The organism is Cellulosilyticum sp. I15G10I2 (assembly GCF_900095725.1).
GTDB lineage: Bacteria > Bacillota > Clostridia > Lachnospirales > Cellulosilyticaceae > FMMP01.
The window spans coordinates 189,066-212,925 of record NZ_FMMP01000011.1 but is presented as its reverse complement, the minus strand read 5'-3'; the positions used below and the strand labels follow the sequence as shown (position 1 = coordinate 212,925).

Annotated in this window: 16 protein-coding genes and 1 tRNA gene; 3 read left to right on the top strand and 14 right to left on the bottom strand. The window is 34.8% G+C overall.

What is annotated here, in order from left to right; translation table 11 throughout:
- Positions 1-6: 6 nt before the first annotated feature.
- From gshAB to BN3326_RS13020, 3 genes are read right to left on the bottom strand one after another with little or no spacing between them, the layout of a single operon-like run.
- Positions 7-2,310 carry a bifunctional glutamate--cysteine ligase GshA/glutathione synthetase GshB gene (gene gshAB / locus BN3326_RS13030; protein WP_069999679.1) on the bottom strand — a complete coding sequence of 768 codons (2,304 nt, stop codon included), beginning with the start codon at positions 2,308-2,310 and terminating at the stop codon, positions 7-9.
- The gene (locus tag BN3326_RS13025; RefSeq protein ID WP_069999678.1) at positions 2,294-3,622 is read right to left on the bottom strand and encodes an MATE family efflux transporter; all 1,329 of its coding nucleotides are present in this window, start codon (positions 3,620-3,622) and stop codon (positions 2,294-2,296) included. The genes gshAB and BN3326_RS13025 overlap by 17 nt, the downstream gene beginning before the upstream one ends.
- Positions 3,623-3,658: 36 nt before the next feature.
- Positions 3,659-4,096: a MarR family winged helix-turn-helix transcriptional regulator gene (locus BN3326_RS13020; RefSeq protein WP_069999677.1), complete on the bottom strand. Its 438-nt coding sequence runs from the start codon at positions 4,094-4,096 to the stop codon at positions 3,659-3,661.
- Positions 4,097-4,321: 225 nt separating this feature from the next.
- Between BN3326_RS13020 and BN3326_RS13015 the strand changes: the two genes are divergently transcribed.
- A tRNA-Pro gene (locus tag BN3326_RS13015) sits at positions 4,322-4,394 on the top strand.
- A 54-nt stretch (positions 4,395-4,448) separates the two neighbouring features.
- On the opposite strand, the gene yicI is transcribed toward BN3326_RS13015, so the two are convergent.
- The 4 genes from yicI to BN3326_RS12995 all read right to left on the bottom strand — a co-directional run bounded on the left by yicI (position 4,449) and on the right by BN3326_RS12995 (position 9,951).
- Positions 4,449-6,764, bottom strand: coding sequence for an alpha-xylosidase (gene yicI / locus BN3326_RS13010; protein ID WP_069999676.1), 2,316 nt, complete (start codon positions 6,762-6,764; stop codon positions 4,449-4,451).
- A gap of 16 nt (positions 6,765-6,780) precedes the next feature.
- On the bottom strand, positions 6,781-7,605 hold the full coding sequence (locus BN3326_RS13005) for a carbohydrate ABC transporter permease (RefSeq protein WP_069999771.1): 825 nt from the start codon (positions 7,603-7,605) through the stop codon (positions 6,781-6,783).
- A 1-nt stretch (position 7,606) separates the two neighbouring features.
- On the bottom strand, positions 7,607-8,485 hold the full coding sequence (locus BN3326_RS13000; protein ID WP_069999675.1) for a carbohydrate ABC transporter permease: 879 nt from the start codon (positions 8,483-8,485) through the stop codon (positions 7,607-7,609).
- Positions 8,486-8,598: 113 nt separating this feature from the next.
- On the bottom strand, positions 8,599-9,951 hold the full coding sequence (locus BN3326_RS12995) for an ABC transporter substrate-binding protein (RefSeq protein WP_069999674.1): 1,353 nt from the start codon (positions 9,949-9,951) through the stop codon (positions 8,599-8,601).
- A gap of 182 nt (positions 9,952-10,133) precedes the next feature.
- Here BN3326_RS12995 and BN3326_RS12990 point away from each other — a divergent pair, with 182 nt between their 5' ends.
- Positions 10,134-11,975 carry a cache domain-containing sensor histidine kinase gene (locus BN3326_RS12990; protein WP_069999673.1) on the top strand — a complete coding sequence of 614 codons (1,842 nt, stop codon included), beginning with the start codon at positions 10,134-10,136 and terminating at the stop codon, positions 11,973-11,975.
- A gap of 11 nt (positions 11,976-11,986) precedes the next feature.
- Positions 11,987-12,754, top strand: coding sequence for a response regulator transcription factor (locus BN3326_RS12985; protein ID WP_069999672.1), 768 nt, complete (start codon positions 11,987-11,989; stop codon positions 12,752-12,754).
- A 400-nt stretch (positions 12,755-13,154) separates the two neighbouring features.
- Here the strand turns inward: BN3326_RS12985 and BN3326_RS12980 are convergent, their stop codons facing one another.
- From BN3326_RS12980 to BN3326_RS12950, 7 genes are all read right to left on the bottom strand, one after another.
- Positions 13,155-13,433, bottom strand: a complete 279-nt coding sequence (locus tag BN3326_RS12980; protein WP_069999671.1) for a hypothetical protein — start codon at positions 13,431-13,433, stop codon at positions 13,155-13,157.
- A 76-nt stretch (positions 13,434-13,509) separates the two neighbouring features.
- Positions 13,510-15,207, bottom strand: coding sequence for a hypothetical protein (locus BN3326_RS12975; RefSeq protein ID WP_069999670.1), 1,698 nt, complete (start codon positions 15,205-15,207; stop codon positions 13,510-13,512).
- A gap of 109 nt (positions 15,208-15,316) precedes the next feature.
- On the bottom strand, positions 15,317-17,617 hold the full coding sequence (locus tag BN3326_RS12970; RefSeq protein WP_069999669.1) for a transglutaminase-like domain-containing protein: 2,301 nt from the start codon (positions 17,615-17,617) through the stop codon (positions 15,317-15,319).
- 5 nt (positions 17,618-17,622) lie between these two features.
- Positions 17,623-18,834, bottom strand: coding sequence for a DUF58 domain-containing protein (locus BN3326_RS12965; RefSeq protein ID WP_069999668.1), 1,212 nt, complete (start codon positions 18,832-18,834; stop codon positions 17,623-17,625).
- A complete protein-coding gene (locus BN3326_RS12960) occupies positions 18,821-19,777 on the bottom strand; it encodes an AAA family ATPase (protein WP_069999667.1) in 957 nt (318 codons plus the stop codon). The genes BN3326_RS12965 and BN3326_RS12960 overlap by 14 nt, the downstream gene beginning before the upstream one ends.
- Positions 19,778-19,924: 147 nt before the next feature.
- Positions 19,925-22,903 (bottom strand): diguanylate cyclase, encoded by a 2,979-nt coding sequence (locus BN3326_RS12955; protein WP_069999666.1) that lies wholly within the window; start codon positions 22,901-22,903, stop codon positions 19,925-19,927.
- A gap of 48 nt (positions 22,904-22,951) precedes the next feature.
- A complete protein-coding gene (locus BN3326_RS12950; protein ID WP_069999665.1) occupies positions 22,952-23,725 on the bottom strand; it encodes a C40 family peptidase in 774 nt (257 codons plus the stop codon).
- Between the last annotated feature and the right edge of the window lie 135 nt (positions 23,726-23,860).

The window sequence follows — 23,860 nt, the reverse complement described above, 5'->3', positions numbered from 1 at the left end:
ACTTTTTCAAATAAGTTCCAGTACTTCTAGGACACTTCTAGCTATATTCCTCTCCTTACCTTTATAAGGAAAACTATGAATATGGATTGCTGGATTAAAATTTATTTCTATAATGGAGTAGTTACTCTCTGGATTCTCATACTCTTCTAGCATCATGTCTACACCACAAAACTTGGCTTCTACTGCCTTTGCAGCCCTAACAGCAATATCTTTAAATTTGACTGGAATACTATCGGTATAATCAATACTGTCTCCGCCGGTACTGATATTGGAGTTTTCTCTAAGATATATTACCTCTGATATTTGAGGAATATAGTCAAAGTCAATATTTTTTTGCTTTAAAAAGAGTGCACTGCTATTATCAAGCTCAATCTTTTCAAGAGGCGTCTTATACCCTTTGCCTCTTAAAGGGTCTTGGTTTTTAGCTGTCACCAATTCTCTTATCGTATGCATACCGTCTCCTTCCACATTAGCCGGAACACGGTGCAAAATACCTACTACCTGATCGCCTACTACTAAAAATCTATATTCTTTGCCTTTTGCAAATTCTTCAATAAGTACTGTATGATCATGTTTAAAGCCTATTTCTAGTGCACGCATAATATCTTCTTTTGAGGCACCCTCTGGGAAAATACTAATGCCCGTTCCAAAGTTCGTCGACTTTGGCTTAACAACAATAGGTTTACCTTCATATCTAGCAGCAGCAAGTTCAAGACTCTGACCTAAACTCAGCTCAATGCCTTTTGGCACATTAATACCGTTTTTTGTTAGTATTTTCTTAGTAACTGTTTTATTCTCCATCATTAACATTGTGATATAACTATCTTTAGAAGTTTTAGTCGCCTGCTTAACATACTCTATAAGCTCACCTTTACGAAATGCTATAAAATTATCTGACCTATCAAGCACATCAACATGAATACCTGTTTTAATAGCTTCTTTCATAAGAATCTGGGTAGATAGTTCAAGTTCCTCATAACCTTCAAGCTTATAACGGTTATGATAGGATTCTTGTTTATACCTTTTAGCCCACTCAATATGTGCTTCTAGATAACCTTGTTTTTTTGCTTTCTCAGTAATCTGATAGGCATAAATCTGTGAGCTTTGAAGTGCCTTTTCCATCATTTTGTCAATAAGCACCTCTTTGTCAAGTTCTAAAACAGCATTCATGTTTTTCATTTCTTCTAAGAGATCAAGCATCCACTCTACGCGGCTTTTCTCTTCGCCGTTCATTTTGAACATTATATCCTCTATCCCATTTTTTGAAATCAACTTTTGATTTTCAAGTGCCTCTTGCTGCCATTCTAAGTAATATGTCTCTTCTTTTAGCAGTAAATAGAGCATAAAAAGATGAATAAAATCTAAATCTTCTAAACTAATACCACCTTTTTCAAATGGATTAATATCTATACTCCTTATTTCAATGTATTGTATACCATCTTCCTTTAACGAATGTAAAAGATCTCTATTATCTTTAGCTTTGGGTCTAATTTGAGTATAGAGCTCTTTATGACTTTGTATCATATTTTCTTTTACAAAGTCTTCTATGCTTGTAATATAGCTTTCTAAACTTGTATAGTCTGGGTATAAATCTGTGTGATTTTTATAGCCACATTCTCCATTTCTATAAGAGATGGCTCCTGTATTTGAGAAACTATCCTCTTTAATGGGTAATAGCTTTTTAGTACATTCTTTTGAATAGCTTGAATGAATAATTGGAGCAGCCCCCATCAGATAAATAAGAAGCCATCTATATCTTAAGTAATTTCTTGCCACTTTAAGATACAGATTATTCTTAAAGCTTTTATAGCTTATATGAGGTTTTTGATGTTCATATAATTTTTCAAATAATGTTTCCTCAAAAGAAAAGTTGTAATGAATACCTGAGATAAGCTGTTTTTTGCCCCCGTACTTTTTGAATAACTTTTCTCTATATTCCCGTGCCTTCTTACATTCTCCACAATCGCTGTATTTAGCGATAGGAATATGTTCATCATCTGGTATATCGCATGGCATAGACTGTGGCCATAAGTATTCATCCCCTATTTCTAACACCACGATATCATAAAGTGCGTTTAGAAATGAATAGGCTTCCTTGGTTGTTTTAAATGCAGGCGTAATAAGCTCTACCTGACTTTCAGAGAAATCTGTCGTAATATATGGGTTTAATAATTTATCACCAAATACCTCTGGGTGATTAGTCACGGCAAGCTTGCCATCTGCTTTTACTCTAAGTGCCTCTCTTTCAATACCAAATCTCCCACTGAGGAGTTCTTCTTTATCAAATAATTCTTTAAACAGATAAAGCATCCTTATACTCCTTCCAAACTTTAAATTTATAAATTAAGTAGGCACTAACGCCCTTTAATACACTTGAAACTGTAATACTAAGCCATATGCCAGTTAATCCCCACAACGGCGCAAACAACATCGCCAGCGGTATACGCAGCATTGTAAAGATAATACTTATAGTCGCTGGAATTTTAGGAAGTCCAAGCCCTGTAAAGGTTCCATTAGACACCATTTCGATTGTGCCAAATATTTGTGTCACCCCTACTATTTTAAGATACTCACTTGCTATAGCAATAGTATTTTGTTCTTTAACAAAAATACTAACAAGTGTTTCTGGTATACTTAAAACGATCACCGCCATAACACTAGAATAGAGGACTCCCATTGTGAATGCTGCATCATAGCCTTTATTAATACGCTTATACTTCTTCGCTCCATAATTTTGTCCTACAAAGCTCGCTACTGCACCACTTAATCCGCTTGTTACCATAAGACCGATAGATTCTATTTGAAACCCAATCTTCTGTGCTGCTATAGCCCCTGGACCAAACCTTGCTATAATCCTCGCAAGTACAATGCCCACCAACGTAAATAATATTCTCTGAGTAGCCATAGGTATGCCAAGTCTTATAATTTCTTTCATTCTTGCATACTTAGTTCCTACCTTTTTCCTATATTTAAAGAAATCCTTTCCTTTTACATTAAAAACTATAAACATCACACTATTTGCAAAAAGTGTAGCTATCGCTGCCCCTAATATGCCTAGTTCTAGGCCATAGATCAGTATCGGGTCTAAGATAATATTGAGAATAAGTCCTATTGCGCTAATATTGAGCGCTGCTTTAGTATTCCCAAAACTGCCAAGCACCCTTACATAAAGCATATTAAAAAAGGAAAAGAATAGAATAGGTATATTCATAAGCAGATACAAATAGGCATCTCTTTCTATTGCGTGATCACCTAACTTTAAAAATCCAATGAAAACTTTTCCAAATACCAATAAAATAGCGCCATACCCTACACTAATTATAACATTTAAAATAATGCCTGCATTCATATATTCTTCTACTGCAGCATCGTCTTTCCTGCCCACTTCATGAGCAACCTTTATACCTGTTCCTGTGATAACTAGTGCATTAATTGCATAACCTAATGCTATAAAAAATCCTGATGAACCAATACTGGCTACCGCATCACTCCCTAGGCGCCCTACCCATATCATATCTACAAGATTGTAAGTTAATTGCAAAAATGAACTTCCCATAATTGGAAGCGCTAGTGCAATGATAACCTTTACAATATTGCCTTCTGTCAAATCAATCTTTTTCATGTACTCTACTCCTCGTGGTCCTTTAATATCAGCTAATTATTGCTTATATGACTTTAAAGCCTCTGCAACTAATGTCAAACTTTCAATGACTTGTTCTCTTTTATCTTCTGGTATAAGTCCAAGTATTTTCTTATAATAGCACAGGTCTCTGTCTTTTATATAATGATAGAGTTCTTCTCCCTGACTTGTAAGTGTTAAGCTTACATAGCGTCTATCTGAAGAGTTCGCAATTCTATCTATTAGCCCTGCTTCAACCATTCTATTTGTTGTACGGCTAAGGGTACTAGAATCTACCCCTAACGCCTCTGCAAGTTGTGCAATACATACTTCTTTTTTGTTTTCAAGTGCTGTAAGTATTTGACATTGTGCTAAAGTGATGCCGCAGCAGCTAAGCTCTTCTTTTAATCTCCAATTCATATTCAACTGAAGCTTCTCTACATTTTCTCTTAGTAACTTGATCTTTTGCAGGTCCATTTATTCTCCTCCCTACTCTATAAATGATATACCGGTATAATCTATTTAACTCTAATGTATGATACAATAGATGTATTATGCATCTATTGTATCACTTACTCTTTTATTGTCAATAAAATATATATTATTTATATTGCCTAAAGTATTTAGATGAATTAAGCATTGAATCTAGATTTATTTTATTGTATAATATAATCTCGAGATAATAAAAAACAGTCATACTATTGGGATGTGGCTCAGGTGGTAGAGCGCTTGTCTGGGGGGCAAGAGGTCGCGAGTTCGAGTCTCGTCATTCCAACTAATAATACACCAAAAAAGATATGCTTTTACGCATATCTTTTTTGGTGTATTATTAATAAGCAATCGTTATAGTGCCGCTATAATCCGTTGGTGTAACTTTAGAACCTTCTATTACGCCTTCTATATTACACCCCACAGCCGCCGTTACCTTATCAATATTTCTTAGGAGCAATGTCCATGGTTTGCCCACTCCCTCTGATGTAACTGTTAAAACACCGCTGTAATATACCGCCTTAACAATGAGTTCTATCTCTCCCTTATGGTCTCTTACAACCGCAGAGGCCTTCTGCCCTTCCTCAAGATGGATAAGCTGCACTTCAACACATTCGGCATAATCATATACAACATCATGATCATTATGACCTATCGCAATAAGTGTATTAGCTTTAACCATAAGCGGAATACTCATATAGTCATGGGTTTCTGTATAATACCGCCCCCCTTCTAGTGTCTTGCCCGTCAAAAAATTCATCCACTTGCCTTCTGGCAGATAATAGCTTACTTTTCCCTCATTATTAAAGATCGGCGCTACCATCAGCGACTCTCCCAGCATATACTGTGTATCCAAATATTTGCAGGCTGGTTCATTAAAATCCATTACCATAGAACGCATCATTGGATAACCTGTTTGTGAAGTATTATACGCTTCGTTATAAAGATAAGGCATTAGTTTACATTTTAAGTTAGTAAAATACCTCAGCACCTCTACTGCTTCTTCATCAAAAAGCCATGGCACACGGTAAGAACTGCTGCCATGCAGTCTGCTGTGTGTTGACAACAAACCAAATGCCACCCAACGTTTATAAATATCAGGACTTGCTAAGTTTTCAAACCCACTGATATCATGGCTCCAAAATCCAAATCCAGACATACATAAAGATAATCCACCCCTTAGACTCTCTGCCATTGATTCATACGTCGCCCAGCAATCTCCGCCCCAATGAATAGGGAATTTCTGTGCACATGCTGTAGCTGACCTTGCAAAAAGCGCTGCTTCATTTGCGCCTCGTTCTCTAACCAGCAAATCAAACACTGCTTCATTATATAAATAGGTATAGAAGTTATGCATCTTTATCGGATCTGACCCATCATAATAAACAACTTGTGTTGGAATTCTCTCTCCAAAGTCAGTTTTAAATGAATCTACCCCCATATCTAAAAGTGCTTTTAATTTTTCCTGATACCACTCGCTGGCAGCTGGATTTGTAAAATCTACAAGTCCCATGCCTGCTTGCCATCTATCCCATTGCCACACATCTCCATTTGCAAGTTTGACAAGGTAGCCCTTTTCCATGCCCTCTTTAAAAAGTTTAGATTTTTGAGCAATATAAGGATTGATCCATACACAGATTTTAAGCCCCTTATCTTTAAGGCGTCTAAGCATCGCCTCTGGATCTTTGAATACGCTTTCATCCCACTCAAAATTGCACCATTCCACTTCTTTCATCCAGAAACAGTCAAAATGAAAAACATGCAGCGGAAGATCACGGCTAAACATACCTTCTATAAATTCATTGACTGTATTTTCATCATAGCTTGTTGTAAAAGAAGTAGTAAGCCACAAGCCAAAAGACCAAGCCGGCGGTAAGGCAGGCTTTCCTGAAAGAGCCGTATAGTTTGCAATAACTTCACGCATATTGCTTCCACCAATTATAAAGTATTCAAGTTTTTCTCCTGGTACCGAAAACTGTACCCGTTCTACTTGCTCTGAGGCTACTTCAAAGGATACTTTTTCTGGATGATTAATAAAAACGCCATAATTTTGATTGGTTATATAAAAGGGGATGTTTTTATAGGCAAGTTCTGAAGACGTTCCGCCATCTTCATTCCACATCTCTACAACCTGCCCATTTTTAACAAAAGGCGTAAAGCGCTCTCCAAGTCCATAAACACATTCACCCACAGTTAAGCTTAACTGTTCTCTTATAAATTTTTCATCTTTTTCATTATTGATATAAGCCGCGCATTTAGGCAGGCTGCCAGTAAGCTTTTTATCTTCGTAGAAATACGCTATCGTAAAAACTTCTTTTTGAATAACCGCTTTTGTTTTTCCTGTGATAAAAGTAATACTCTTTTCGTCTTCTTCGTACGCTGTTTTTATATTTGACTGGATATTAAGAGGAAAAACCGGCCCTCTCTCTTTAATACCTTCAAAGTGATTGATACATACTTTAATAATGTTTTCTTGTGGAGAGCTTAACCGGATTGTTAGTGTCCCTTGATCCAATGTTTTTGCTCTTCCAGGTGCAAATTGAGTAAAGACATACACTGCGAGTGTATCATTTTCATGTTTTACATCAAATACTTGCTGTGGATGTAGTAGTGTATGTTTATCTTTGTTTAGCCATTGACCATCTGTAAATTTCATTTTTCAAACTCCTTTCTTAGCCTTTTACAGCTCCAGCTGATATACCGCCTACAATATGTTTTTGACCTAAAATAAATACAATAAATACCGGGAGAAGTGTTAGTACAATATTGGCACTTACGAGATTCCATGAGTTTTCAAAAGCTCCAAAGAAATTATAGACCGCCAGTGTCATAGGCCACTGCCCAGAATTATTTAAGAAATAAAGAGGCATGATAAAATCGTTCCACACAGTCATAAAGTTAAGAATAAACAATGTCGATAAAATGGGTTTTAAAAGGGGTATAATAACCGTTCCAAATAACATTATCGGTGTGCAGCCATCAATAACCGCTGCCTCATCAATCTCTTTTGGAATGGTATTAACAAAGCCATAGCCTAAAAAGATGCTAAGTGGAATATTCATGGCTGTATAAATGAGTATAATGCCTATTCTTGTATTCATTAAAAAAGTCAGTTTCATAACTTCCATAAGCGCTACATGGTTAATAGGAATGGAAATACCTGCAATCAAAAAGTAATAAATAAACCGATTAAATTGTGATCTGTTTCGCGCTAAAGTAAATACAGCAGCTGCTACAATTAAAATAATTATTACAGAACTGCTTGCCGCATAAAGTAAACTATTAAGAAAAGAAGCTACCAGCTTGCCTCTTTCAACAACTACCAAAAAGTTCTCAAACATCCACTCTTTTGGAAGTGAAAAAGACATACTATTGGCTTCTGCTTGGCTTTTAAACGCATTAAGTAAAATAACTACTAAGGGGATGAGCACAACTAAACTAATGCTCCATACAATGGCATTCATGATAATATCTGATACTATTTTTTTAGTTTTCATTTTATGCATCAACCTCCTTACTTTCCATAGATTTTACAATAAAATATAAAAGGCCAAGAACGATTACAAATAAAACACTAGATAAAGTAGTCCCCATTGCATAATTACCTTTTGAAAATTCTTTATAGACAGCGGTGTTAATAACCCCGGTGGCATTGCCAGGTCCCCCATTAGTAAGGGCATAGACCATATCAAATACCCGAAGTCCATAAGTTACATTCAGCACTGTTGCACTTACAAGTATAGGTTTTAAAAGCGGCAGCGTAATATATCTAAACTTATCTAAATAAGAAGCGCCGTCAATACTTGCTGCTTCATAATATGTAGGAGATATAGCCTGCAGCGCAGCAATAATAATGACCATAATATAACCTGCACCTTTCCATGTATCAACAGTCATAACTGTCCCAAAAGCAAGACTTAAATCTGTCAACCAGCTTTTTGCCATAAATTCCATGCCTATATCTTTTAAAAAGTTATTCACAAACCCATTGGAAGGATGGAGGAGACTTTTAAATACCAGGCCTACCACTAAGTAAGACATAACTTGTGGAGAAAAAATGACCAGTCTGTGAAAATTGCATAGCCTGATGCGCTTATTCGTCAGAACGAGCGCCATGCTAAGACCTGTTGCCGTTTTTAGTACAGTGGTAACCACTGTAAAAACCAAGGTATTCCAAATAAAAGTACGATACTGTGAACTATCTTTAAAAATGTCTAAATAATTTCTAAAGCCTACATAATTAATTTTACTGCTATAAGCATTCCAGTCCGTAAGTGAATAAAACAAACCTAACAAACCTGGCAAAAAGCACAACACAAAATAAATGATAATAGCTGCTGCGGCAAAATACCATGGATAAATCTTTTTTGTATTCATTATGTCTCTACCTCTCTTTCTGGTAAAATATCACGTTTATTAAATGATAAAAGTACCCAAAAATACGGGTACTCCTATCATTAACACTTATTTCCTGCCCTTATTTTACCCTCTTATTTAGCCCACGCTGGATCGTTCTGCAACCTAGCCTGTTCATCTCTTCTGTCTGAAATAATTTTAATAAGCTGCTCTGGTGTACTAGCCCCTACATACATATCCTCTAAATCTTTACCTACCTCCATCCACTGACTGTCTACATAGGAAACAGCTGCCTGCATAACTGTACCTTTTTCTAAAGAATCAATATAAGTCTTAAATTCATCAGGGTATCTTGAAGGTACTTCTGGCCAGCATATTTCAAGAAGTCCTGGCTGTCCTTCAAAACGTTTTTGAAGGTTTTCCGGTCTTGCCAAAAATCTGAAGAATTCCATTGCTGCTTCTGCATTTTTGCTGTTCTTATTAATAAAATAAGCATTACTTGCAGGGTTAACACCCACCATTTGATTGTCTGCCCACGGCATTGTAAAAATCCCAAATTGCTCAAGTTTCACATCTGGATGTTCTGCAATGACCTCAAAAGCCCAGCCAGCTTCCACTAGAACCATCGCAACCTGTCTATTTGCAAAAGCTGCTTTTGCATTTTCAAATGTATCACTTAAGAAATCTTTACCATAAAAACCTAAGTCCGCAAATTCTTTAAGCTGATTAACAATCGTTAAAAGCTCAGGAATATCACTTAAATTCATCTCATTATTATTCATTTTTTCATAAAGCCCTGGATGATTTTTAGCATACATTGGTCCCGATTCAAAGAGTGGAAGTACTTGATGCCACCCATTTTGTGTAGGCTCATAAACCGGGGTTATGCCAGCATCTTTAATCTTTTGGCATACGCCCTTAAAAGCTTCATAAGTTGTTGGTATTTCAAGATTTAATTCTTTAAATATATCTTTGTTATAAACATAAAACCACATTTTTTTGCCTGGGAAGGTAATACCATATACCTGATTATTATAAGATATAGATGGTAGCACATCTTTATCCATGCGGCTTACAAATTCTTCATTTGTTACAGGTACACAGTTTTCTTCTGGTAAAATTCTTCCGTTTAAACTGAGTGGATCCGCATCTACACAGAAAATATCTGGCGCTTCCCCTGCATTAAGCTTTACTTTAATTAAATCACGCCACTGGGCATCTGGTGAAATCTGAAAATCTACTTTAATACCTGTTTCAGCTTCAAATTCCTTGGCTAGGCTTTGTACAATACCTGTTGTCGGAAGACCTGATTGGTGAGACCCAAAAGTAAGTGTAATGCCTTCTTTGCTGCTAGATACACTACTACTTTCTCCCCCAGTTGTTGGTTTCGTTTCCTGATTGCTTGTCGTGCTTTTTGCCCCTGAGCATCCTGTAAAAATAGTAGCTGTCATTAACAGTGCAGTTGTCAATGCTAATACTTTTTTCATGCGCTTAACCCCTCCATTTTATACAAAATTTCTTGAAACTTTGTATGTTTTATTGTATATTTCAATAATACCTTTTATGTGATTAATTTAAAATGGATAAAATAGTTTTAGATTTTGCATTTTTTTGTAGCGCATTATATAATAAAAAATATTACCTAAACTACTTAAAGAGGTACTGGTCTATGAAAGGCAAATTACGTTCACAAAAAATGAACCTTTTTATTGATTATGCATTACTGATTACCCTACTGCTATCCATATGCTTTTTTATTTTTTATTTTTATTATAGAGAAAACATCTATAAAGATGCTAAAGCCTATGCTGATAACTTAAGTACATCTATTAGCAATTCTGTCTCTTCGGAAATTGATAAAATGTCCACGATTTCCATGAACATTATTTATTCAAGCATTATACAAAAAAATTTAGTTAATGTAGAAACCCTGGGGAGGGAAGGAAGCTCTCTTAATCCTGCTTATGCATCCTCCAGGGACAGTGTTTTAAATATTTATGATACTATTTCAGCTATTATAGGTCCTTTCCAAAGTGTACAACAAATTAATATCTACTCCCTTCAAGGCACCTGTATTGGTTCTGGCTTTCATCAATATACGGCTCCTGTCATACTGTCTCAAAAAGCTTGGTATGAGGAAACAATTAATAACAACGGCATTAAATATATTACTGCACCAGAATCTCTGGTTAATATGCCCTCTATGCCTATGAACTTTAAAGATGATAAGTTTATATCCCTTTGCAGAGTTTTTTTTGACGGTGCTGACCGCCCTCAGGGTATCGTACAGGTCATTCAAAACTGCAGTACTATATTCTCATTTGCGGAGCAGACATCTGCTTCCAATCCTACTATGCGTTTTTATATTTATAATGAGCGAGGCGAGCTGATCTACCCGTATGTTTCTAACCAAATCTCCTCTCTTGACTATAACGAATTGATTGTGGAAAATAATTTTAGCCCTTTTGAGAGTTACACTTTGGCTGACAAAGAGCAAAAGCTTAAAATAGCCATCACTTACGCTCCTATTTCTAACCTCGACTGGAAAGTCGTTGTTACTCAGCCTACAACTATACTACTCCAGCCGCTTTATGATTTTACAAAATATTTTATTTTTATCATTCTAGCAGGTATTTTTGTTACACTGTTAATTTGTTTTGTTGTAGCTAGTAAACTAACTGATCCTCTCCATAAACTAACGCTCGCTATTAAACAGGTTAATATTAATAACGTACTAGAAAAAAATACTTCTATCATGACATGTCCAAATAGCTCTATAGAAGAAATTCATGCACTCTTTAATTCTTTTAATTCTATGTATCATAAGCTTTGCTTATCTTCACAAGAAATTATGAGCACTAAGTCTGAGGAAACACGGGCTAAAATGTCTGCTACTCAAGCTATGATTAACCCTCACTTTCTTTATAATAACTTGACGACTATTAGTATCCTTGCTGAAGAAAAGAATACCGATCAGGTTGTTTTTATGTGCAATGCTCTGTGCGATTACTTCCGTTATATATCTGCCAGTGATGAACCTTCTGTAACACTCCAGACAGAAGCCCTTTATACAGAGAAATATATTGCGTGTATGCAAATACGCTTTGGATCTGATTTTAGCTATCATATTCAGATTCCCGAAGAGCTAAAAGCAGTACGTATCCCCAAGCTCATTATTCAGCCTATTGTTGAAAATGCTTTTAAGTACGCTTTTGATACAGCATCGCCTTGGCAGCTTAATATCTGCTGCGAAAAACTTGAAAATCGCTGGCTCATTCACATCACAGATAATGGCAAAGGCATGACAGAGGAAATGATAACTGAACTTTTACATAAACTTGAAAAACTTAAAGGCAGTCGTGAAATTACATCACTTAAAATAGGCGGTATGGGCATTAAAAATGTTTACTTAAGGCTGCTTCTGCTCTACAATGAGCAAGCTGTTTTTGAGCTTAAAAGTGCAGTGCAAGAAGGCACATGTATCACAATAGGTGGTCCTATCATTTACTAGGGAGGTTAATTATGCATACTGTAAGAACTTACAAATATATGGTAGTTGAAGATGAGTATTTGATTCGTGAAAATATTATTAAAAAAATTAATAGCCTTAACTTGCCGCTTGAACTCGTCGGTGAAGCCTCAAATGGCAAAGATGGCTTGGCGCTTGTTGAAGCACTTCAGCCCCACTTATTAATTACTGATATCAAAATGCCGCAAATGGACGGGCTTGAGTTTACCAAACAACTTCATACCACATATCCTTATATCAAAGCTGTTATCTTAAGTGGCTATAATGATTTTACTTTTGCCCAGCAAGCACTACGTTTCGGGGTCAAAGACTTCTTGCTCAAACCCATTTCTGTTGAGAATCTCAATACATGCCTTCAAAAGCTAGTTATTATGCTTGATTCTGAATATAGTCATACTGCTGCGCTTTCAGTAGATGTACATACGCTTAGCAAGGAAGAAATAAGCAATTTAATTGAAGTTTATTTACACGAAAATTTCAAAAAAGAAATCTCTTTAAGCGAACTTGCCCATAAGTTAGGTTTTACTTCCGACTACCTCAGTCGTGTTTTTAAAAAATACAAACAAGAATCCCCCATTAAATACATTACTAAACTACGTATCAATGAAGCTAAACAGCTTCTTATCAACTATCCTGATTTAGATATAAAAAAGGTGGGAGAATTAGTAGGTTACAATGACGCTTTTTATTTTAGCCGAGTCTTTAAAACCAATACTAATCTATATCCCAGTGAGTATCGTATTAAAAATCACAAGCTATAACCTATAGTGTCAAAAAGGACATTGTCTGCAAGCGAGGCTATTTATATCCCTTCTGCAGCTAATGTCCTTTTAATCTATCTAGCAAATTTAAACATATAGTAAGTGTACATAACTTCCCAATAAAATTTATCTATTGGCACACGGTTCATCACATAGATTCTATATAATTCCAGTAATATATTGTAAAGGTCAGTTGATCTTGGAACGTAATTTCCTTCTTCTACTATTGATCTTATGAACAAGTTAACTATTTGCATTATTTACACCCCATTATACAATCTGGCTTACTTAATATGTATTAAATAACCCCATTGTCTTATGCTCATTTTGACAGAGTATTTAAAAATATGCACCCTAAAAAAAGGCTCTTATTCTTTTCTAAATAAGAGCCTTTTCTTAATTATACGCCTAGTTTAACTTGTGTAGCCTTATGACAAGTACTGCATAAATAGGTTGCTGCATCTGCCGCAAACTCCTGTATTTCCATAAATTCTCCGCACTGTGGACAAGGTCTATAGCGTTTTAACCCATAGGGCAGCGAACCTGTTTTGTCATTTGAGTGATGCTTAGTCTCACTGGCTACTTTATCAAATTCCGCCATACGTTTAGACACATCTTCTGAGGTAAGGTTCTTTTCGGAGACTTTTTCAAAATCTTGCATTCTTTTTTCTATGCTCATGATCGTTCCTCCTGTATCTATAATGATCTCAAATCTTCCTACATTATAGCACACATCTTTTAGTTATAAATAGCCTTTAAGGAAGTAAAACACTTCCTATTTGCATCATCCCCATATAAAGTGTTTGTGTGAGATTTATAAGCTCTTCTTGTGTCATATCAAATAAGTATTGTACATTATCTTGGTTAAACACTATCTCTGATTTTTTGATAGCCTGCAAAGCATACTTACCTGAGAAATTAACAGTATGATCCATATAGCCACCCTTAAACCCTAGTGCTATCTTATCCATATTGATACTAATTTGTTTACTATTTTTATTATTTTGCATCGCGCCTTCTATTACTACAGATAACAAGGCTAGATCAGGTGTTTTTATTTCTGCGGCTACTGATAAATTATTTTCTTTCGCCTTAGTATTATAAGCCATATCTAATTTCATATTTGCAAGAGGCAGTTGATCTTCGTGCACCTCAAAAATCATATTATGTACCAGTTTCTCTGCACCCTCGCCATAATTACTGGTTGATGTAAAATTGAGCCCTGCTTGCTGCTCCTGATTTCTCATAGCTAAAGCTATTTGTACTTCATCCGTTATAAATTTATCACCCATAAGCGCTGCATCAAGTGCGATCTCTATCTTCTCCCCTTCTATAGTAACTGCTGTTTCAGAAGTCGCCTCAATGATCTGTTTATTTCCATCTATTCTAAGAATTGTTTTTAAAGCAAGCCCTTCCATATTGTCGATTGTCTTATTAAATTCTTCTATCTGTTTTTGTAGCGCATGACTTAATTTTTCACCCGCCACAGGTGACTGCATAGCATCCGCAGTCTCAATATAATTTCTAACGGCCTCATCTTCCATAACTATATTAAATATGTCCTTAATATAACTTTTAACTTCACTCTCTTGCATCGTTAATTCATAAGTTCTATAGCTTTTTCCCTGATCTTTTAATACGGCATTTGTTTTGCCATTATACTTTATATCTGCACTTTTAAATGCCTCTTCACTTCGCTTAGAAATATTCTCAATAAGTTGTTCATTAAAATTCTGATCCCCATACGTCTCAAAATAACTTCTAATTGTATTGTATTCCGCTTCGTCTATAGGCTCCCCAGTGAGCGCAAACAAAGCAGATTGGTTATAATCTTGTATAAAGCTATCTAGATTAAGTGCAATAGTCTTTTCAAACAGTTTTGGAATAGCAATGCCTATATCTGCGTTATTTTTATAGAAATCAGCTCTTACGAGGTCTAGAGCGCCTTGATTGATCGCAATGTTTCCCAGGAAATTTTTGGCCTCTCTATCTTTCTTTATTTGTCCTGATAAGCCTATCCCTCTTATAATCCCATTAATATATTCGGCGCCTTCACCTTCTATACTTTCTAGCTTTAATGCAAAATCAGTATGCACACCTTCACTTTGCATAATTTGCGTACTTAAAGCCCTTCCCGTTGCATCATCAATGGCTTTAGCTTCTTTTAACAGAACCTTTTGTGTATTTCTTAGTGCCTCTGCTACAAATACCTGAGGTAATACGACAGGAACAACTGCATTTGCAACGACTACTCCCACAGCACAGATGCCCACTGTTGCCGCTGCAATGATCCCTATTAATTTAGGACTTAACTTCTTCTTTACCGGTTGTTCTATCCTACTCCCTTGTATTTCCGGCCTCTCTTCTTGTCCACCAGCAAGCTCCGTAGTTACTGTATCATTTTTGCTAGCCTCCGTATCGACCGAGCTATGCTTCATATTATTATCTGTCATCATATTCTCCTATACTTTTTAATTTTAAAATTTTAAGATTTATAACCTATGTAAAACATTATCCTAAGATATTATTTTACCATTTAAGTCAATATCTAACTATACCATCTTATAAAAATGTATACCTCAACCTCCAGGTAATGTATGCCAATACCCCAATCCTTTTCTTTGACGCTTTTAAAAGACACTTGTGAAAGTCTATCATTCTCTGCTTTTGTTCCTTTGTTATATCAAGCTGGCTATATGTAGCAACTAAGTAAATCTCTGTGATATCCTTAAACGTTACTTCTCTAAAATCTATCCATTCATCTACCCTCACTGAAAAAACATGCTCTGTTTCACCCTCTGTAATAGAAATCTTTTGAAAAGCCAACAGCTTTAAATAGCATCTATAAAGATAGCATATTGCTCTTCTCGGTGCCATCTTCATCAATCTATATTTTCTTATCCTATATAAAATATAGATACTTAGTATAAGTACTGCACTTATGCTAATAGGCATTATTATTAAACGCTGTCCCCATACTTGAGTTTGCTTAAGGACCGCTATATCTAAATCTATCGTAGAGAAAGTCTGTGTATTACTTATAGCCTCTTCCATACTTATACTATTTTGACTTGTTATATTTACTTGTCTATAGGGAGGTGTAGCCTCCATCTTGATCCAACCTATCCCTTCAAAATAAACCTCTACCCACGCATGCGCTCTTTTGTTGGTTACAATATACACACCTTGCTTACTGTCACGATTTTGCGGCAGTGCATAGCCCTCCACATATCTGCAAGGTATCCCTATGTTTCTTGTTAATATTGCAAAAGCGGATGCAAAATAAATACAGTATCCTTTTTTATTCTCAAATAAAAATGTATCTACAAAATCTTTGCCTTCTTCTGGATTTCCTGGAGTCAGCGTATAAGTATAATTGGATACAAGATAGTCCTCTATCGCTTTAACCTTATCATAATTAGTCTCTTGCCCTTCTGTAATTTCATAGGCAAGTGCTTTCACTCTTTCTGGCAGTTCTTCTGGAAGCTGTGTATATGTATTTGTGAGCATCTTCGCATGTGCGATCCACTTATCAATCTCTTTTGCTTGAGCCATACCATCGCTTCTTATAGCATTATAAAAACCAACTTTACTTTTTCTAAGCATATCTTTAAATAGATCATCCTGATCTTGAGGTTCATAAAATTCTGTGGTATAAGAAAAACCTTTACTTGCTGGTTCTTCTAAGACTAAAGCATCCGAATCCATTAAAAAAACATCCTTCTTTTCACTTGTAGTTTTAAAAGACTCCATTTTGGACGGAACAAAGACTGACTTTGTACTTATATTCACAAATGTTACATCTACACGCTGTTTATGAAAGAAGACATCTAGTGTCTGATTCTCATCAGTTATCCATTTAATGACCTCTAGCATTTCAACTGTATCTTCAAATTTTTGAGTCTCGAGATTAATAGGTAAAGGTTCTTCTTTCTCACTGATCCATGCACCGCCTGTATAAATGCCCTTTGATACTGCTTTTAAATAAATAGGAGATGCTGATGCCACTTCGAGAACAATCACATCGCTTGGTGTGATGTCCCCTCCTAAAGTCCTATCATCTGTTTGAAATCCGGCTGAGCCAACGGAAAAATTCTCAGCGGCATAATAATAATATGTCTTGTGACTAAACTTATCTACTAAGTCATGTAGCCACTCGGCTTTATAAGGGTATGTACGGGCAAGAAGTGCAGCACATACTAAAATACCCGCAGCTATGCAGATGCCTGTTTTCATGAAATTTCTATAAGTACCCTCATTAGTCTCATCAAGTTGTTTTTGAAGGTCTATATATTTAGCTTTAAAAAAGTAAATCAAACATACAAACGCAAACATATAAAATGCATATTCACTAACCGCTTGCTGTTTTATGATTTCAAATAATAAAACAGATACACCACCTAAAAAAAATATTAAAAAACTGAATTTTTTAACTGTAAAAATATAAGTTATTCCTGCAGTACAAATACCTAACAATAGCACAAAATAGTTTATATAATAACTGTTTCCTGCTGGAATGCCCCATATAAAGTTTATACTCCATTCACCAAAGGCTATAAGCTCGTCTTGTACTGCCACCAAAAGATCTCCTAAAATCTTTTTATGGTATAAATAAGCCCCTCCCAAAAGCCCCATAACTGTTAAAGTAATAAGTGTTATTCTTAGAGTCAGCTTATTCATTAAAATAGCAGCTAAAACACCCAAAGTGCTAAAAATAATTGCTATAAGCTTTAGAGGTGAATAAGTAATTTCCATCCCATAGATAATAATATAGGTTATACTAAATGCCATAAGCCCCATTAAAATAAATGCTATAAGCCCATCCACTACTTTTCTTAAAATATTTAATTGTTTCATTTTCATTGTTATTAGCTCTCCAAAATAGTTTTAATATCATCCTGCATATGTACTTCATAAGTCTTTATACCAATCTCTTGCAGTGGTTGGAAGATTTCATCTGTTTTTACTTTTTGCTCTTCCTCTAAATGCATAAGTTCGCTTGTTGAAATATAGATTAATATAACCTCATGGCTTAGCTCACGCCAGATACCCATTTGTCTATAAAGTTTCTCATCAAGCCTTGACGTAATAAGAATAATATTGTTTTTTACGTGTTCTTCTCTTAAAGCTAATTGAAGCATTTCATCAAATGGCGTCTTACTCTCAAACTGGATCTTAAAGAGCGTATTATAAACAGTTTCAAAATGAGAATATTCTTTCGCACTCTCCCTTATCATATCACTGCCATTATGATAAATAAAATGGGTCTCTATCTGACGCAGCAAACAATAATTCAACACAGCTACACTAACCTCTACTATTTTATCTTCCAGTATTGTATTTTCTAAAATCCCATAGGCATTCTCCGTTAAGTCTAAAAGAACAATCGCCTGCATCGTGTCAGTGCTCTCATAATTTTTAACCATTATTTCATTTTTCCTGGCACTTAGTTTCCAGTGGACTTTTTTAAGACCATCACCATAGCTGTATTTTCTAACATCAGATAACACTCCTTGCTCTTGTCCTCTTCCACTTAACATACCTTCTAGATCTGAAAGTTTGTTGCTACTTACTGGAAACCTTTCTAGAGAGATAATTCTTGGATAAACGGTAATATACTTTGGCTCAAACACTTTATACCTAAAACTAAAAAATCCTAAAAAATCCTTTATTTTAATTTCTTTTAATCCTACCTCATAATAGCCCCTATACTGGCATTCTAAGATAAACGGATACGTACTTGAATCATTTGGTAATACAGCCATCTTTTTTGTTTTAAAATGTTGTGTGAAAACAGTATTGCCTCCATAAAATTGAATTTCGATATACGGATATATCATTTTAGTCTCATTGACAATCTTTACATTAAAAGTAACTACTTCACCTTTTGTAACAAACTTCTTATCTACACTTTGTATGTAGCTGAATTTGTAATAGACATACAACGTATAAACAAGAGAACTAATAGGGATCAGTAATAGGGTATAAAAAAACATAGAAGAAAAAAGACCTGGATAAAAGTAAACGAAAACTATAGCTGCTCCTAAAAACAAACCGTAAGCTACTCTATTTCTTAACATGACCATTCACCGTTGGCACCATAACCTTATGCATACTCTCTTTAATAATATCTGCGCCTGTTATCTTTTTAAGTTTAGCTTCTTGTTTGAGAATAACTCTATGTGCAAGTACAGGCAGTGCCATTTTCAAAACATCATCAGGCAGTACATAATTTCTTTTATTATAAAACGCCCATCCTTGCGCTGCCCGTAAAAGGTTAAGTGATCCTCTTGGACTTACACCTAATACAACTTCTGGATGCTTCCTTGTTTTTTCTATAATACTCACTATAAAATGATAAATACTTTGATCTACATAGACCTCTTTAATTCGGCTCGAAATTGCCATAATTTCTTTGCCTGTCGTTACAGACTTTAAATGACTAAGAGGATTTTGCATCTTAAACTGACTTAGCATATGGGTTTCTTCTTGAACCGTGGGGTAACCTATACTTATCTTCATGAAAAAACGATCTAGCTGAGCTTCTGGAAGCGGAAATGTGCCTAGGTATTCTACAGGATTTTGTGTTGCAACAACCATAAAAGGTTCTGGCATTTTATAAGTGTTGCCATCTACTGTAATCTGTCCTTCTTCCATAACTTCAAGTAAGCTGGACTGCGTTTTAGGCGATGTACGATTAATCTCATCTGCTAATATAATCTGATTAAGAATAACACCTTCCTTATAATCAAAATCTCCAGTTTTTTGATTATAAACCGAAAACCCAGTAATATCTGTTGGTAAAATATCCGGTGTAAATTGTATCCGTTTGAAAGTACTGTCAATCGACTTTGCAAGTGCCAGTGCCAAGCTTGTTTTTCCAACTCCCGGAACATCCTCTATCAGGACATGTCCTTTACAAATAAAAGCTACAACAATAAGCTCTATTACACTTCGTTTACCTATAATAACTTTTTCTACATTCTCAATTACATTGTTAATTATCTTAACGGACTGCTCCATCGTAATATCCCCCTAAATATCTTCAAAATAAACTATCCTAACTTAATCATATCATAAATTCTAAGTATTAAAACAAACATATCTTGCCAATAAAATTAGAGAAGATGCCTAAAGACTTAAATTACCTTTAGGCATCTTCTCTAATTTTCACTCTGCTATTTCTACTCTATTTTTACCGTTTTTCTTGGCCTTGTATAATGCCTGATCTGCTTTTTTAATCATTTCATATACAGTGTCGCTATGCTTTCTATTTACAGCAATCCCTAAACTAATAGTAACAGTAAGTTCTTCCTCGTCACTGCTTCTTACCAGCCTTCTATGCACATTACTTCTTATGCCATCTGCCAGCTTTATGGCATCTTCTCGTGTGATATGCGGTAAGATTATTACAAATTCTTCTCCCCCATATCTTCCAAATACATCTATTTCTCTGATCATCTCTGTACACCTTAGAACAACTTCAATCAGTATATCATCTCCAGCTGCATGGCCATATGTATCATTTATATATTTAAAATCGTCAATATCTATCATCATAACAGCCATGGTTTTATCTTCTTTTTTATGCTCCTCAAAAATAAGTTCAGCAAGCTCAAATACACGTTTTCTATTATATACTCCTGTTAAAGGATCTTTTATGGATTCACTTACAGCATTTTTCATCGTAACTAAAGTTTTAACCCTTGCTAAGAGTTCTTGTTTTTCAAATGGTTTTGTTACATAATCATTGATCCCGCATTCAAAAGCTAAACATATATTATTTAATTGACTATTAGCTGTAAGCATTAATATAGGTAAATCTATAAGGGTATATTTTTCTCTGACTTTTCGACATACTTCATAGCCAGACATTTCGGGCATCATGGCATCTAATATGATAAGATCAAGTTTTGCTACCTCAACAAGCCTAAGCGCATCTTTTCCATTAGTTGCAGTTACTACATAATAGTTATGAAGTGATAATTGATTAATAAGCACCTGAATATTAATAGGTTCATCATCAACGACCAGAATACGTAGTTTGCTTGTAGCATTATGACTCTCAAAACTTATGGCTGTTTGCGTGTTTATAAGCTGCTGGCTTGGTGATACTGCCTTATTCATCCTATCATATGAAAAATTACTTTTTGGCAGCGTAAATATAAAACTTGATCCTTTGCCAAGAACAGATTCACATCTGATGCTGCCCCCATGAAGTTCTATAAGCTTTTTAGTAATACTTAGACCTAAACCTGTTCCGCTATACCGCCTTGAAGCTAAAAAGTCTATCTGCTCAAAAGATTTAAAGATCTCTTCTATTTTGTCCTCTGCAATACCTATCCCTGTATCTTGTATAGTTATTTCAATGAAATCTTGTGCAAGTTTTGCACTGACCGTAACCTCTCCTTTTTCAGTAAACTTAATCGCATTACCTATGAGATTATACATAATCTGCTGAACCCTGGCTTCATCTGCATAGATATAAGGCATGTCTTTTAATATTTCATTTTTTAATATAATCTGTTTAGTCTGATCTGTCATTTTTAATACCGTCATAACATTATCAACCAGTCCATATAAATTCACAGACTCTAATGATAACTTAATATCACTATTCTTAAGCTTCGAATAGTCTAGTATATCATTAACAAGATTATTTAACCTTTTACCACTTGCCAAAATGATACAAAGACTTTTCTTTACTCTATCAGGTATTTCTCCAGCGGCACCTTCAACAAGTGATTCGGTAATACCAATTATGCCATTTAAAGGCGTTCTTAATTCATGGGAGGTATTGGCTAAAAATTCATCTTTTAATTTATCTAGGGATAAAAGCTTTTTTGATAAATTATCTACTGATATAAATGCATCAGCATATATTTTTGATAATAAAATGGCTAAAGCAAAAACAAAAATAATTGTGCCATAAGTCGTCATCCCATAAACCAAACAAAAACGTTTCATATTACTTACATATAAAACATCATTTATCGCTGATAGCAGCATAACTAGCATAGCAAAGAGCATAATAAAAGCACCTTTTCTTTTATAAAAAGCAGCTTTTAGAATAATACTCAAATAATATATGCCACATATTATTAAAACTAAATTATTAATACCACGTAAATAACCATATATTGAATAAGGCAGCGCTATTGAAATAATAATCATACCGATACAATAAGCTTTAATAGCTTTCAAAACATTTGCAGAACACTCTGAGGTATAAAGTTCATAAATAAAACTCCCAAAAAGCAAAATACATAACAAACCACCTGCTGCATTTAAAAACTGAAATACTTTAAAGCTCGGTGTTATAAAATGACTTACCAGCAAAGCTTCATTTACGTATAGTGACCGAAGTGCAATCGTTACACATAATAATCCAAAATATAAAATATATTTCTTTCTATGTAGAAAGCTATACAATAAAATATGATATACGCCCATCACTATGAGACATGCAAAAAGCATCATTTCTCTAAGCTGATCATTTTTTTCCTTATATCGTATAGCTTCAGCACTCCCCATATATAAAGGCAAATGCGTCCCGCCGTCATAAAAAACTTGATATGGAATCTGTATAATAATTTCAAAATGATTAGACTTAGGTTTAAAGAAGATATTCCTAGGTTGTAACACTGTACGCTTCCTGCTTGTATCATTTTCCTTTATATCTAAAAGCTCATCATCAACCATGAGATTATAAGCTGTTAATGAGTAGGGGACTCGTATTCCCAATACTTCAGGTTCATGCTCTTTATTTAATCTTACTTTTAATTTATAGGTTCCATATGCCATTTTATCTATTTTTTCATTATTAACACTATAGTTTTTCCAATTACCAGGTACATTGATATAACCCGATAAAACTGCATATCCTTGATCATCATGGAAATCTTCGTATTTTAGTAACTGTTTATAATAAAACTCCCACATACCACTTAATTGTATACTGCCATTTTTATCAAAATCCCATTTATCTAACTCTAATACACCACTTTGAACAACTGGTATTTTTTCAGAATAATTTTTATCTTTATTAATGAATACAACAAAAAAACTTAATAAGCCTATTATTAAGATACTATATATACTGTACCTATTTAGTCTTTTTAAGAAGGGATGACCACTGTTCTGCTTCACCTTATCCTCTCCTATTGATTCATATTTATGCTATTCTATTATTTTCTGTTATTTAAAGTTAAGCCTTCCTATGTTTTGTAAATCCTTAGAGGTACTTATATCCTTTGGAGATACACATGCAGCAACAGGATATGAAACAAAATCTAAAATATTATATTCTGCTTGTTTTGCTTTATGCCATATATCTATAAAATTCTGCTTTGCTTTTAATAACTCTTCGTCAATTTCATTTAATTTTCCACCATCATCTTGTAATCTAGCACTCATTTCTAATGCCGAAATATTAAGCTGATATTTTTTAGCTTCATCTGCTTCATCAAAACACCTATAGACGAGTTCCGAACAAACCATTGGTGTTTTCCCCTGATCAAGTAATTTAAATATATAAGCCGCTGCATTATCAAGTATCTTTCGCAATATTTTTTTAGTCATAGGATCAAGTGGTATTTGACGTGTTACTGTTAATACGGCTAATAAAATCAAATGATCATATGCATATTGAAGACCTTCTGCCACATAGTGACTACCTACTTGATCAATGGGTTTAAACGGATAGTTTTCATCACCTATTTTATGATTACTTTTATTAAACCGGAATACATCAGTAAAGATTTCTTGTTCAAGCATCGTCAGCGGATTGCACGCTACCCCTTGACTAGTTGCCTGTATAACAGAATGACTACCATCAACAACGCCTATATAGAGGGCAGAATGACTATATATCCCCCCATCAAACAACTCAATTAGATCAGATATTAAACCATCTCCCCTGCAAAGCAGTATATCACCCGGAACTAGATTTTCAAAATTTAAATAATTCATATTTTTACCTCTTTATTTTTTATTATACTATACCTCATCTTTTATTTGTATATATTTATCAGATAATGTAAAATAATCTATCAAACAAAAAAAGCAAGGCATTTATAACCCTTGCTTTTTACGGTATTATTGTCA